At 45.5% G+C, this 13,533-nt stretch carries 6 protein-coding genes, 14 tRNA genes and 3 rRNA genes; 1 reads left to right on the top strand and 22 read right to left on the bottom strand.

Going from position 1 to position 13,533, the window contains the following annotated elements:
• Positions 1 to 6: 6 nt before the first annotated feature.
• From thiL to AC0VYJ_RS01350, 20 genes are all read right to left on the bottom strand, one after another.
• Positions 7 to 993, bottom strand: a complete 987-nt coding sequence (gene thiL, locus AC0VYJ_RS01445) for a thiamine-phosphate kinase (RefSeq protein WP_430243526.1) — start codon at positions 991 to 993, stop codon at positions 7 to 9.
• A gap of 185 nt (positions 994 to 1,178) precedes the next feature.
• A tRNA-Asp gene (locus AC0VYJ_RS01440) sits at positions 1,179 to 1,254 on the bottom strand.
• 129 nt (positions 1,255 to 1,383) lie between these two features.
• Positions 1,384 to 1,460 (bottom strand) — tRNA-Met (locus AC0VYJ_RS01435).
• Positions 1,461 to 1,700: 240 nt separating this feature from the next.
• Positions 1,701 to 2,840 (bottom strand): trans-sulfuration enzyme family protein, encoded by a 1,140-nt coding sequence (locus AC0VYJ_RS01430; RefSeq protein WP_430243525.1) that lies wholly within the window; start codon positions 2,838 to 2,840, stop codon positions 1,701 to 1,703.
• A gap of 628 nt (positions 2,841 to 3,468) precedes the next feature.
• Positions 3,469 to 3,585 (bottom strand): 5S ribosomal RNA (gene rrf / locus AC0VYJ_RS01425).
• Between the two features lie 117 nt (positions 3,586 to 3,702).
• Positions 3,703 to 6,632 (bottom strand): 23S ribosomal RNA (locus AC0VYJ_RS01420).
• Positions 6,633 to 6,868: 236 nt separating this feature from the next.
• A 16S ribosomal RNA gene (locus AC0VYJ_RS01415) occupies positions 6,869 to 8,420 on the bottom strand.
• The 16S, 23S and 5S rRNA genes sit together here with 12 tRNA genes alongside, the layout of an rRNA operon.
• 168 nt (positions 8,421 to 8,588) lie before the next feature.
• Positions 8,589 to 8,665 (bottom strand) — tRNA-Ile (locus tag AC0VYJ_RS01410).
• 8 nt (positions 8,666 to 8,673) lie between these two features.
• Positions 8,674 to 8,747, bottom strand: a tRNA-Gly gene (locus AC0VYJ_RS01405).
• An 8-nt stretch (positions 8,748 to 8,755) separates the two neighbouring features.
• Positions 8,756 to 8,832 (bottom strand) — tRNA-Pro (locus tag AC0VYJ_RS01400).
• A gap of 23 nt (positions 8,833 to 8,855) precedes the next feature.
• A tRNA-Arg gene (locus AC0VYJ_RS01395) sits at positions 8,856 to 8,932 on the bottom strand.
• A gap of 10 nt (positions 8,933 to 8,942) precedes the next feature.
• A tRNA-Leu gene (locus tag AC0VYJ_RS01390) sits at positions 8,943 to 9,028 on the bottom strand.
• A gap of 39 nt (positions 9,029 to 9,067) precedes the next feature.
• Positions 9,068 to 9,152: transfer RNA gene (locus tag AC0VYJ_RS01385), tRNA-Leu, on the bottom strand.
• A 6-nt stretch (positions 9,153 to 9,158) separates the two neighbouring features.
• Positions 9,159 to 9,234 (bottom strand) — tRNA-Lys (locus AC0VYJ_RS01380).
• Between the two features lie 4 nt (positions 9,235 to 9,238).
• Positions 9,239 to 9,313, bottom strand: a tRNA-Gln gene (locus tag AC0VYJ_RS01375).
• A gap of 35 nt (positions 9,314 to 9,348) precedes the next feature.
• A tRNA-Asp gene (locus tag AC0VYJ_RS01370) sits at positions 9,349 to 9,424 on the bottom strand.
• A gap of 53 nt (positions 9,425 to 9,477) precedes the next feature.
• A tRNA-Glu gene (locus AC0VYJ_RS01365) sits at positions 9,478 to 9,552 on the bottom strand.
• Between the two features lie 7 nt (positions 9,553 to 9,559).
• Positions 9,560 to 9,650: transfer RNA gene (locus AC0VYJ_RS01360), tRNA-Ser, on the bottom strand.
• A gap of 3 nt (positions 9,651 to 9,653) precedes the next feature.
• A tRNA-Asn gene (locus AC0VYJ_RS01355) sits at positions 9,654 to 9,728 on the bottom strand.
• Positions 9,729 to 9,905: 177 nt separating this feature from the next.
• Positions 9,906 to 10,358 (bottom strand): SprT family protein, encoded by a 453-nt coding sequence (locus AC0VYJ_RS01350; protein WP_430241906.1) that lies wholly within the window; start codon positions 10,356 to 10,358, stop codon positions 9,906 to 9,908.
• 101 nt (positions 10,359 to 10,459) lie between these two features.
• On the opposite strand from AC0VYJ_RS01350, the gene cmpA reads away from it, so the two are divergent.
• Positions 10,460 to 10,573, top strand: coding sequence for a cortex morphogenetic protein CmpA (cmpA, locus tag AC0VYJ_RS01345; RefSeq protein WP_194222491.1), 114 nt, complete (start codon positions 10,460 to 10,462; stop codon positions 10,571 to 10,573).
• A gap of 9 nt (positions 10,574 to 10,582) precedes the next feature.
• On the opposite strand, the gene AC0VYJ_RS01340 is transcribed toward cmpA, so the two are convergent.
• Positions 10,583 to 12,751 (bottom strand): Tex family protein, encoded by a 2,169-nt coding sequence (locus AC0VYJ_RS01340; protein ID WP_475367439.1) that lies wholly within the window; start codon positions 12,749 to 12,751, stop codon positions 10,583 to 10,585.
• A 177-nt stretch (positions 12,752 to 12,928) separates the two neighbouring features.
• Positions 12,929 to 13,531, bottom strand: coding sequence for a PP2C family serine/threonine-protein phosphatase (locus AC0VYJ_RS01335; RefSeq protein WP_475366323.1), 603 nt, complete (start codon positions 13,529 to 13,531; stop codon positions 12,929 to 12,931).
• Positions 13,532 to 13,533: the final 2 nt, after the last annotated feature.

The following is a 13,533-nucleotide window of genomic DNA, read 5'->3' as shown; positions in this document are numbered from 1 at the left end:
CATCACCTATTCCTTAGACGAGAAGTGATTGTAACCCTTCTTGTCCAGTTTGAATTTTTGATCTTTATAATTCATCCATACACTTGTCCGCTTATCCTCTACATAACCAATCCGATAAATTTCTTCATCGTGCGCCTCGAAAAGTTCTACAACCTTTTCCCAATTCTCCTCAGCAACTGTTCCGATAAGTTCATAATCTTCTCCACCATTTAACATCCATTCTAACCGCTGAAAGGAAGAATAAGCATCGAAGCCCTCAGGAGCTGGAATCGTATCCTGATTCAGTATAATAGAAACGCCACTTGCTTCAGCTAACTCATGGGACTCACTTGCAATTCCATCACTAACATCATTTAATGAAATCCGGTACCCACTTTTGGCGAGAATACGTCCTTGCTTTATTCTCGGACTAGGTTCTTGATGATATTTTACATATGGGGCTTCATTCCCTTCCCCTTCAAGCAAAGAAGAAAGTCCAGCAGCTGATCCACCGACAGGTCCAGTAAGAAAGACAATATCTCCAGCTCGCGCATTACTTCTCAGAAGTTTGCGTCCTTTCTCGATTTTACCAATCACAGTAATTGCAATGTGAAGATCGCTTCGCGTCGAGACTGTATCTCCGCCGATCATATCTATTTCATAGTCATCAGCAATTTCTTTCATACCTTTATAAATTTCTTTCAGCTGCTTAGACGACCAGCCTGTCTGAGGTACTGATATCGATACAAGGTAAAACATCGGAATTCCGCCCATAGCAGCGATATCACTTATATTGACGGCAAGCGCTTTTCTGCCAATTTGAAAAGGGGAGAGCGTACTTTTTTTAAAATGGATTCCTTCCACCATTGTATCCGCACAGGCGATTTCATCCCAGTCTGATCCAATACGATAAAGAGCAGCATCGTCTCCAATCCCTTGAATCAATTCTTCACGAAATGTATAAGCTGGCTTAATGGATTGAATAAATGCAAATTCATCTTTCACCAAACTCATCTCTCTTTCTATTTTATAAAAAAACCTTAGGAATTTCATCCTAAGGTGCTTTTTCTATCAGTTTATCTTACTTAACGACAAATTCACATGTTTGTTTAGAAAAACTTCTATTTTCCCTAAGGTTTATAGAAAAAAAAACGATTTTAGAGTATAAAAAAAAAGCGATTCTATCGCTCTATTAGAAATGGCGGTCTCGACGGGAATCGAACCCGCGATCTCCTGCGTGACAGGCAGGCATGTTAACCGCTACACCACGAGACCAGTATGCAATGTTTGAACAATATACACTTACGATTGTGAGAAATAATACCAAGTTATCAGTTTAGGTTGCCCCTAAAGGGACTACAATAAAAATTTAACAAGGAAGATTAATCGACGTAGGTAAATTTTTGGTTGCGGGGGCAGGATTTGAACCTGCGACCTTTGGGTTATGAGCCCAACGAGCTACCGAACTGCTCCACCCCGCGACGATATAAAAAAATAATTTGTGCCTGCTTCTTTATGCAGTGCACTGTTTCTTCCTCTGCAAGATTATGCTACGATGCGTATCCGTCGAAACAACTCGATGTTGTTTCATTGAAGTAACGCTCGTTGCTCCACCCCGCGACGATATAAAAGAACTTAATATGTCTCTCGGACACAAATACTACTATACCAGATAAATGTAATGAATGCAACCTTTAGGAGAAAAAGAAAAATCCCTCCTATTAGAGGGATTTTTCCACAGCATTTTTGAATGCATCTACAATATCATTTTCGTTTTCAATTCCTACAGAAATACGGACGAGCTGCTTATTGATCCCCAGCTTCTGTCTAGTATCTTCAGGTACTGTTCGGTGGGAGGTGGCAATGGGATAAGAAACGGTAGTATCTAATCCAGCCAGAGTCGGTATAATCTTCACCCATCCTAGTGACTTGAAGAACGATTTCACATTGGTTTCTTCCTCTAATTCAATGGAAACCATTGCCCCAGATCCTCTTTCAGCTACATATGCTGGATAATATACATTCTTTATGCCTTTAACGTCTTTGAGTTGGCTTGCAAGAAATGCAGCATTCCTAACATGCCGTTCCATTCGTACACTCATCGTTTTTAACCCACGGCACCCTAGCCACGCTTCGAATGGACTAAGGTTAGCACCAAGGTTAATCACTTTGGCTTTTGCTTTAGCCATAAGATCTTCTCTGCCTACTAGTACGCCTGCTGTTACATCACTATGTCCGCCAATGTATTTTGTTGCGCTATGTACAACAAGATCAATTCCAACTTGATAAGGTTGAAGAAGATACGGAGTAGCAAACGTATTATCTATCATTGTAATTAGTTCATGCTTTTCACCAAGTTCTTTAAGAAGGGTTAGATCCTCTACTCTTAATAGCGGGTTTGTTACTGATTCCGTATAAAGTAACTTTGTGTTTGGACGTATGGCATGCTCAATTTTTTCTTTGTCAGTAAAATCAACAAAAGAAACTTCTATGCCGAAGTCAGGGAGTTCTTCATTAAAAAGAGAGTATGTACCTCCGTATAGATCTTCACAAGCCACAATGTGGTCGCCAGCCTTAACAACAGCAAGTACTCCTGCAAGAATAGCAGATAAACCTGAAGAAGTTGCAATGCCTTTAGGAGCCCCCTCAAGGTCTGCTACACCCATTCCAAGATCATCTGTATTCGGATTGCTAACACGCGTATACAAATAGTCTTTTTTACCTTCATAAAAAGATTCCAAATCATCGAGATCTTCAAAAACAAAGGCAGAGGTCTGATAAATCGGTTGAACCTTACTAACTGTATCTGCTTTCGTCTTTCGTGGAAAACGTACTGCTTTTGTATCAAAATGAAAATCCATTTATTTTCCCCTTCCTCTAAATAAAATTCTTTTTCATTAACTGTACGTGTTCTAGAGAGTAATTTCAAGAAATACGGTTCGAAATTTTCAATTAATTATTCTTATTAAGCACCACATTCTGGCTGGATAGAATTAAAATGCTTACTCGCATGCGGTTATTTCGCGATACCTTATATAATTCCGCGAAAATCAAATTTATTCCGCGCTTTTCCATGATAATTCCGCGAATTTGAGATTAATTCCGCGAACGTAAAAACCATACAAAAAAAAGCGAGAAACCCTCAGGTCTCTCGCCTTTCATCTTGTGCCCAGCGACGTCCTACTCTTGCAGGGGGAGATCCCCCAACTACCATCGGCACTCGAGCTTAACTTCCGTGTTCTCATACGGGGCGCGATAAGCGGCGAACTTCTTCGTCAGCTGCGCGATGCCAGATCCTCATGGATCTCTCGAATATCCACTCCGGTCTGACATCGCTTGCTTCCTCGAATTTCTTGCTTCTCCCACCCCTACGTAGCTTTCGAAGAAGTTTTGATTGTCTCACATGAAGCTTTTTTCTCTTGCGAGTTTTCTTCACTTTATCAATACAAAAAAGTGAGAAACCATTTGGTCTCTCACTTTTCTTCAATTGCCCAGCGACGTCCTACTCTTGCAGGGGGAGATCCCCCAACTACCATCGGCGCTGAAGAGCTTAACTTCCGTGTTCGGCATGGGAACGGGTGTGACCTCTTCGCCATCATCACTAGACTAACAGGATGTTAGCCGTTCGGTGTTCACCACAGGACGTGGTGGCACTTAATCGAACTTCCTTATTTCAGGTGTTCCCTGAAAACTAGATAGCACGCACAACGTATTCCAATTTAATCGGTTAAGCCCTCGATCGATTAGTATTCGTCAGCTCCACGTGTTGCCACGCTTCCACCCCGAACCTATCTACCTCATCATCTCTAAGGGATCTTACCAGCTTAATGCTGTGGGAAATCTCATCTCGAGGGGGGCTTCATGCTTAGATGCTTTCAGCACTTATCCCTTCCACACGTAGCTACCCAGCTATGCTCCTGGCGGAACAACTGGTACACCAGCGGTGTGTCCATCCCGGTCCTCTCGTACTAAGGACAGCTCCTCTCAAATTTCCTGCGCCCGCGACGGATAGGGACCGAACTGTCTCACGACGTTCTGAACCCAGCTCGCGTACCGCTTTAATGGGCGAACAGCCCAACCCTTGGGACCTACTTCAGCCCCAGGATGCGATGAGCCGACATCGAGGTGCCAAACCTCCCCGTCGATGTGGACTCTTGGGGGAGATAAGCCTGTTATCCCCAGGGTAGCTTTTATCCGTTGAGCGATGGCCCTTCCATGCGGAACCACCGGATCACTAAGCCCGACTTTCGTCCCTGCTCGACTTGTAGGTCTCGCAGTCAAGCTCCCTTGTGCCTTTACACTCTGCGAATGATTTCCAACCATTCTGAGGGAACCTTTGGGCGCCTCCGTTACACTTTAGGAGGCGACCGCCCCAGTCAAACTGCCCACCTGACACTGTCTCCGCACCGGATCACGGTGCTGGGTTAGAATGTCAGTACAGCCAGGGTAGTATCCCACCGACGCCTCCATCGAACCTGGCGGTCCGACTTCTATGGCTCCTACCTATCCTGTACAAGCTGTACCAAAATCCAATATCAGGCTACAGTAAAGCTCCATGGGGTCTTTCCGTCCTGTCGCGGGTAACCTGCATCTTCACAGGTACTATAATTTCACCGGGTCTCTCGTTGAGACAGTATCCAAGTCGTTGCACCTTTCGTGCGGGTCGGAACTTACCCGACAAGGAATTTCGCTACCTTAGGACCGTTATAGTTACGGCCGCCGTTTACTGGGGCTTCGATTCAGAGCTTCTCCCGTAAGGGATAACCCCTCCTCTTAACCTTCCAGCACCGGGCAGGTGTCAGCCCCTATACTTCGCCTTACGGCTTTGCAGAGACCTGTGTTTTTGCTAAACAGTCGCTTGGATCTTTTCACTGCGGCTCCCCTGGGCTATAAACCCGAGGAAGCACCCCTTCTCCCGAAGTTACGGGGTCATTTTGCCGAGTTCCTTAACGAGAGTTCTCCCGATCGTCTTAGGATTCTCTCCTCGCCTACCTGTGTCGGTTTGCGGTACGGGCACCTTTTTCCTCACTAGAGGCTTTTCTTGGCAGCGTAGAATCAAGGACTTCGGTACTAAATTTCCCTCGCCATCACGACTCAGCCTTCATGGTGAACGGATTTGCCTATTCACCAGCCTAATCGCTTGGACGCGCATTTCCAGCAGCGCGCTCTCCCTATCTTTCTGCGTCCCCCCGTCGTTCAAACGGAAAGGAGGTGGTACAGGAATATCAACCTGTTATCCATCGCCTACGCCTTTCGGCCTCGGCTTAGGTCCCGACTAACCCTGAGCGGACGAGCCTTCCTCAGGAAACCTTGGGCTTTCGACGGACAAGATTCTCACTTGTCTTTCGCTACTCATACCGGCATTCTCACTTCTAAGCGCTCCACCAGTCCTTTCGGTCTGACTTCACAGCCCTTAGAACGCTCTCCTACCATTGTCGTAAGACAATCCACAGCTTCGGTGATACGTTTAGCCCCGGTACATTTTCGGCGCAGCGTCACTCGACCAGTGAGCTATTACGCACTCTTTAAATGATGGCTGCTTCTAAGCCAACATCCTGGTTGTCTAAGCAACGCCACATCCTTTTCCACTTAACGTATACTTTGGGACCTTAGCTGGTGGTCTGGGCTGTTTCCCTCTCGACTACGGATCTTATCACTCGCAGTCTGACTCCCGCGGATAAATCGTTGGCATTCGGAGTTTGACTGGATTCGGTAATCCGGTAAGGACCCCTAGTCCAATCAGTGCTCTACCTCCAAGATTCTTGCCGCGAGGCTAGCCCTAAAGCTATTTCGGAGAGAACCAGCTATCTCCAGGTTCGATTGGCATTTCACCGCTACCCACACCTCATCCCCGCATTTTTCAACATGCGTGGGTTCGGGCCTCCATTCAGTGTTACCTGAACTTCACCCTGGACATGGGTAGATCACCTGGTTTCGGGTCTACGACCACGTACTATTTCGCCCTATTCAGACTCGCTTTCGCTGCGGCTCCGCCTTCTCAGCTTAACCTTGCACGGGATCGTAACTCGCCGGTTCATTCTACAAAAGGCACGCTGTCACCCATTAACGGGCTCCAACTAGTTGTAGGCACACGGTTTCAGGTTCTTTTTCACTCCCCTTCCGGGGTGCTTTTCACCTTTCCCTCACGGTACTGGTTCACTATCGGTCACTAGAGAGTATTTAGCCTTGGGAGATGGTCCTCCCGGATTCCGACGGGGTTTCACGTGTCCCGCCGTACTCAGGATCCGTCTCGGAGGGCATCGGATTTTGACTACAGGATTGTTACCTTCTCTGATGGACCTTTCCAGGTCGCTTCGTCTATCCGTGCCTTTGTAACTCCAAAGAGACGTCCTACAACCCCAGAGGGCAAGCCCTCTGGTTTGGGCTGATTCCGTTTCGCTCGCCGCTACTCAGGAAATCGCGTTTGCTTTCTCTTCCTCCGGGTAATGAGATGTTTCAGTTCCCCGGGTCTGCCTTCCATTCCCTATGTATTCAGAAATGGATACCATCCTATTAAAGATGGTGGGTTCCCCCATTCGGAAATCTCCGGATCAAAGCGTACTTACAGCTCCCCGAAGCATATCGGTGTTCGTCCCGTCCTTCTTAGGCTTCTAGTGCCAAGGCATCCACCGTGCGCCCTTAGTAGCTTAACCTTCGATTTGTTAGGCATTACTGCCATAACGCATCAGTTATTACTAAGTTATTGCATAAAAATAATTATTGGATGTCGTTGTTTGTGCTATCTAGTTTTCAAGGAACAAGGCTACTGTTTGAATCCGCCTAAGCTTCATCATTTCACCTGGTTTGAAAGAATAAATCATTCTTTCAAAACTAAACGAAACGCTCATGTAAGGTTGGTAACGTAAGTTACCTTCGTAATTCTCCATAGAAAGGAGGTGATCCAGCCGCACCTTCCGATACGGCTACCTTGTTACGACTTCACCCCAATCATTTGTCCCACCTTCGGCGGCTGGCTCCATAAAGGTTACCCCACCGACTTCGGGTGTTACAAACTCTCGTGGTGTGACGGGCGGTGTGTACAAGGCCCGGGAACGTATTCACCGCGGCATGCTGATCCGCGATTACTAGCAATTCCGGCTTCATGCAGGCGAGTTGCAGCCTGCAATCCGAACTGAGAACGGCTTTATGGGATTCGCTTCACCTCGCGGTGTTGCTGCCCTTTGTACCGTCCATTGTAGCACGTGTGTAGCCCAGGTCATAAGGGGCATGATGATTTGACGTCATCCCCACCTTCCTCCGGTTTGTCACCGGCAGTCACCTTAGAGTGCCCAACTGAATGCTGGCAACTAAGATCAAGGGTTGCGCTCGTTGCGGGACTTAACCCAACATCTCACGACACGAGCTGACGACAACCATGCACCACCTGTCACTCTGTCCCCCGAAGGGGAACGTCCTGTCTCCAGGATTGTCAGAGGATGTCAAGACCTGGTAAGGTTCTTCGCGTTGCTTCGAATTAAACCACATGCTCCACTGCTTGTGCGGGCCCCCGTCAATTCCTTTGAGTTTCAACCTTGCGGTCGTACTCCCCAGGCGGAGTGCTTAATGTGTTAACTTCAGCACTGAGGGTGGAACCCCCCAACACCTAGCACTCATCGTTTACGGCGTGGACTACCAGGGTATCTAATCCTGTTTGCTCCCCACGCTTTCGCGCCTCAGCGTCAGTTACAGACCAGAGAGCCGCCTTCGCCACTGGTGTTCCTCCACATATCTACGCATTTCACCGCTACACGTGGAATTCCACTCTCCTCTTCTGCACTCAAGTCCTCCAGTTTCCAATGACCCTCCACGGTTGAGCCGTGGGCTTTCACATCAGACTTAAAAGACCGCCTGCGCGCGCTTTACGCCCAATAATTCCGGACAACGCTTGCCACCTACGTATTACCGCGGCTGCTGGCACGTAGTTAGCCGTGGCTTTCTGGTTAGGTACCGTCAAGGTACCGCCCTATTCGAACGGTACTTGTTCTTCCCTAACAACAGAGCTTTACGACCCGAAGGCCTTCGTCACTCACGCGGCGTTGCTCCGTCAGACTTTCGTCCATTGCGGAAGATTCCCTACTGCTGCCTCCCGTAGGAGTCTGGGCCGTGTCTCAGTCCCAGTGTGGCCGATCACCCTCTCAGGTCGGCTACGCATCGTCGCCTTGGTAAGCCATTACCTTACCAACTAGCTAATGCGCCGCGGGCCCATCCCGCAGTGTTAGCTCGAAAGCCAACTTTCAACATTGCACCATGCGGTGCGATGTATTACCCGGTATTAGCTCCGGTTTCCCGGAGTTATCCCAGTCTGCAGGGCAGGTTGCCCACGTGTTACTCACCCGTCCGCCGCTAAGATCAGGGAGCAAGCTCCCATCTCTTCGCTCGACTTGCATGTATTAGGCACGCCGCCAGCGTTCGTCCTGAGCCAGGATCAAACTCTCCGATAGAAAGCTTAATCTAGCTTTAAAACAATGTTTTGTTTCCGTAGAAACAACTACTTACATGGCGTTTCGTTCAGTTTTCAAAGATCGATTTGTTTCTTTCAATGTCGTTTTCAGCGACCAAACCATCATACCATGATGACTTGAACAGTGTCAACAACTTTTTTCAAAAGATGGTGGGCCTGAGTGGACTCGAACCACCGACCTCACGCTTATCAGGCGTGCGCTCTAACCAGCTGAGCTACAGGCCCATCTTTAATGGAGCGGGTGATGGGGATCGAACCCACGACATCAGCTTGGAAGGCTGAGGTTTTACCACTAAACTACACCCGCGATATTGATGGTCGGGAAGACAGGATTTGAACCTGCGACCCCTTGGTCCCAAACCAAGTGCTCTACCAAGCTGAGCTACTTCCCGACATTTTATTAAGTAAATAAATATGGTGCGCCCGAGAGAAGTCGAATCCCTAACCTTCTGATCCGTAGTCAGACGCTCTATCCAATTGAGCTACGGGCGCATATTATATTTGGTGCGGTTGAGAGGACTCGAACCTCCACGGGGTTTCCCCCACTAGCCCCTCAAGCTAGCGCGTCTGCCATTCCGCCACAACCGCACATCGTTACTTGATGAAAACTTAGCATTTTAAAAGAATTGGTGCGGGTGAAGGGACTTGAACCCCCACGTCGTAAGACACTAGATCCTAAGTCTAGCGCGTCTGCCAATTCCGCCACACCCGCAAAAAGTGGTGAGCCATGAAGGACTCGAACCTTCGACCCTCTGATTAAAAGTCAGATGCTCTACCAACTGAGCTAATGGCTCAACATGGCTGGGCTAGCTGGATTCGAACCAGCGCATGACGGAATCAAAATCCGTTGCCTTACCGCTTGGCTATAGCCCAACAATTTATATAATCAGATTCATTTTAGAAAATAATGGCGGTCTCGACGGGAATCGAACCCGCGATCTCCTGCGTGACAGGCAGGCATGTTAACCGCTACACCACGAGACCTCTATAACTGATTACATATCATGTTGTTGAAACATTTTATTTTTAAAATTTGTTGGTGACCCGTACGGGATTCGAACCCGTGTTACCGCCGTGAAAGGGCGGTGTCTTAACCGCTTGACCAACGGGCCATAAAAATGGCGGAGAAGGAGGGATTTGAACCCTCGCGCCGCTCACGCGACCTACACCCTTAGCAGGGGCGCCCCTTCAGCCACTTGGGTACTTCTCCGTTTGGCTCCACAGGTAGGATTCGAACCTACGACCGATCGGTTAACAGCCGATAGCTCTACCACTGAGCTACTGTGGAATAGTGTTTAATTTGTTATCTCCGTTATCGGCGACATTTAATATAATAACTTATCCAGCAATCAAAGTCAACAGCTTTTTTGAAATTTCTTAAAGCGTTATGTATTCGATCTGGACTTGCTCTCCGAAGAGACTTTATTAATTTACCACATACAATCTAGGTCGTCAATGATAACTTTCAATAAACTTGTTTTAACTTTCCTCTACACTTTCCGCACACATATCGTAAGGTGTCCATCCTTCTCTTCCTTCTATACTTAGCATGGCATTGTTGACACTCGTAAAGGTACTTATATGATTCTACTCTTCTTTGCCCAGGTACTACCTGGCAGTAGCGTGACCCCCCCACTTTTTGAAGAAGTTGTTTGAAATCCTGGTCCTGATGTTTATAACCTTTCTTCTGAATGTGTAGGTGATAATGACATAGTTCATGCTTTATAATCCCTTCAAGTTCTGTTACACCAAATTGATCATAGTGCTTTTTATTGAATTCAAGATTATGTGACCTTAACAAATAACGTCCGCCAGTAGTTCTTAAACGAGCATTAAATGTAGCTTGATGAAGAAAAGGCATACCAAAATACCTCTCGGATATTGCTTCTACTAAACGCTGCAGTTCTTTCTCAGTCAACTCATTCATCCTTTCACTTTCCGAACATATACAAGCCGCTTTTCATAAACTAATTTACATCATCATTCACGCAGTGTCATCCATTAAAGGAGGAGATGGAGTTGCCTGTATGGTTTAAGAAACAACTGAAACAAGCTTACCTTGAGAAAAATCGCCGACAAATCAAGCTTCTTAATCAATGTTGGTTTTTTTACAGAAGAAAACACCGCCCCTAAGGGCAGTGCTTATGATGGCTTTAGCATAGTAAGAGCGATTCTTTCCCTTTTCAAATCAACTTCATCAACCCATACAGTAACAACTTGCCCTACATGGACAACTTCCATAGGGTTTTTCACAAAGCGAGTCGTTAATTTCGAGATATGAACAAGCCCATCTTGTTTAACCCCTATATCAATAAAAGCACCAAAGTCTACTACGTTTCGTACTGTTCCTTCTAACTCCATACCCTGTTCAAGATCTTCCATTTTCAAAACATCTGTTTTTAAAATAGGCTGTGAGAGTTCATCTCGGGGGTCACGCCCCGGCTTCTGCAGAGATGCCACAATATCTTGTAACGTGGGTTCCCCTATATTTAAAGCCTCTGCAGTTTCCTTCATCGGAATTGCAGACAAAGATTGCACTAGTTTTTCAGTCCCAATATCCTGCGGCTTACAATCAATGCGTTCTAAAAGTGCTTTTGTTACCTGATAACTTTCAGGGTGGATCTCTGTTTGATCAAGAGGTTGCTTCCCTCCCATTATTCGAAGAAATCCAATACACTGCTCATATGTTTTAGCACCAAGCCTTGGCACTTTCTTTAACTGCACCCTACTTGTAAACTTTCCTTCTTCATCTCGTTTTTTAACGATATTCATCGCAACTGCTCGAGAAAGACCAGCTACATATTGAAGGAGAGAGACAGAAGCTGTATTCACATTAACGCCAACCTGGTTAACAGCGGTTTCCACGACAAAGGTTAATTGATCATTCAGCTTTTTCTGAGACACATCGTGCTGATATTGTCCCACTCCTACTGATTTAGGATCAATTTTAACTAGCTCAGCAAGTGGGTCTTGAACTCTACGCGCAATGGAAACCGCCGAACGTTCCTCCACCTGTAGATCAGGAAACTCTTCTCTTGCAAGGTCTGATGCAGAGTAAACACTCGCTCCTGCTTCATTAACAATTAAATAGACCACTTTTACTTCCACTTCTTTTATCACATCTGCAATAAACTGTTCGGTTTCACGTGATGCCGTCCCGTTCCCTATAGCAACCATCTCAATATCGTAGTCTTTTATCATTTGTATCACTATAGCTTTCGCTTTCTCGACTTCTGAGCGTGGCGGTGTTGGATAGATAACAGACACATTAAGCATTTTACCGGTATCATCAACAACAGCTAGTTTACACCCAGTTCGAAAGGCAGGATCTACCCCAAGTACTCTCTTTCCTTTTAAAGGGGGTTGTAGCAAAAGATGTTTTAGGTTTTCTGAGAAAATATGAATGGCTTGGTCCTCAGCTCGCTCAGTTAATTCTTTACGTATTTCTCTTTCTACAGAAGGTTGAATAAGACGTTTGTAACTGTCAATAATGGCTTCCTCTAATAGAGTGACGCAACTTTGCTGCTGATTTTTTATTATTTTCCTATTTAAATAATCATGGATTGAATCAGTAGGTGGGGTGACTGATGTACGTAAAACTTTTTCCTTCTCACCTCTATTAATCGCCAGAACCCGATGTGGAACGATTTTTGAAATACCTTCCTGGTAGGAATAGTACATTTCAAATATCTTTTTAGGATCTTCTTCTTCAGATTTCACAGCGGTTTGAAGAATACCATGTTGAAATGTTTTTGCACGAATCCACTTACGTGCGTCCGCATCATCTGATATCCATTCAGCAATAATATCCTGCGCTCCTTGGATGGCATCTTCCACTGTAGGAACTTCGTTTTCTTTTGATATGTATTCTACAGCCGCTTCGGAGGCTTCTCCAGTTCCATCATTTAGAATCCAAAGAGCAAGAGGCTCCAATCCCTTCTCTTTTGCAATTGTAGCCTTCGTTCGTTTCTTTTGTTTATAAGGTCGATATAGATCTTCTACTTCTTGAAGCTTAGTAGCCTTCTCTAGTTGCTTCTTTAATTCATCTGTTAGTTTGTCTTGCTCCCGTATGAGACGAATAACCTCTTCTTTTCGATTGGCGAGATTTTGAAGATAAAGCCAAGCTTCCTGAATATCCCTCAATTGAACTTCATCAAGCCCACCTGTTAACTCCTTACGGTAACGCGCAATAAACGGAACCGTGTTACCATCATTTAAAAGTGTGATTACTTCTCGTACACTTCGTTCAGCAAGCTGCAATTTCTGCGCTACCTTATGAAAATGTTCCGCTTGCTTTTTATCTGCTGTCATTTCCAAAATAATTCCTCCTCGGGACTCATTCGATAATACTATTAGTTTACCGGATAAGTTGATTAGTTAAAAGCGCGCAAGCATAATCACTAAAACACTTCAGACGGTTTCTACTACTAGTAGTAGAAACTTAAACCAAAATAAAAAAGCTCTCCCTGATTTATCTGGAAGAACTTTTTATACCGTTTTCCCTACAAGGAGAGTAATGTCATCATTTGTAGAGGGAAGCGCGTCTGTTAAATGCTGAAAGGATTCCTTTACTGAATCAAATCGAGCAATCATTGAGTAGTTTTTAGAACTAATTTGAACACCGTCAGAATAAGTAACGAAAGAGGACCCTGAAGGATAATCAATTGATTGCACCTTCACCTTCTGAAGCTTTCCTGAGAGATACCCTGAATAAGAGATAGGACGAATAATCTTACCATCCGGTTGGTAAATAATTAAATTAATATTTCCTATACCACTATATTCGAGCTGTCTTGTCTTAAGATCAAGTTTAAAAATAGAAAGCACGCACCCACGTTTCCCTCTCATCTCTTCATTTGCACGTTTCATCAAAGTTTCTACATCTTCATCCTGATATTCTTTTACTACATTGATAGCGGCTAGGGAAGAATCTTTAGCCATATCTCCACTGCCAAGCCCATCCGCTACAGCGCAAATGAAATAATCAGATGTTTCAGCTACATAATAGCTATCCCCGCACATCTGATTACCTGCCTTAGGTTTCTGATAAGCTGCAACAGTAAGCTTTTTAAAATCATGATGATGAATCATGA

This window comes from Anaerobacillus sp. 63XJN7_5_ISO-PGPR-S23-430 (assembly GCF_056173695.1).
This window is presented reverse-complemented; position numbering and strand designations above follow the sequence as displayed.

Excerpts from the sequence above, each read along its gene's own strand:
- AC0VYJ_RS01430 (WP_430243525.1), bottom strand. The coding sequence starts at position 2,840 with ATGGATTTTCATTTTGATACAAAAGCAGTACGTTTTCCACGAAAGACG.
- thiL (WP_430243526.1), bottom strand. The coding sequence starts at position 993 with ATGAGTTTGGTGAAAGATGAATTTGCATTTATTCAATCCATTAAGCCA.
- AC0VYJ_RS01340 (WP_475367439.1), bottom strand. The coding sequence starts at position 12,751 with ATGACAGCAGATAAAAAGCAAGCGGAACATTTTCATAAGGTAGCGCAG.
- AC0VYJ_RS01335 (WP_475366323.1), bottom strand. The coding sequence starts at position 13,531 with ATGATTCATCATCATGATTTTAAAAAGCTTACTGTTGCAGCTTATCAG.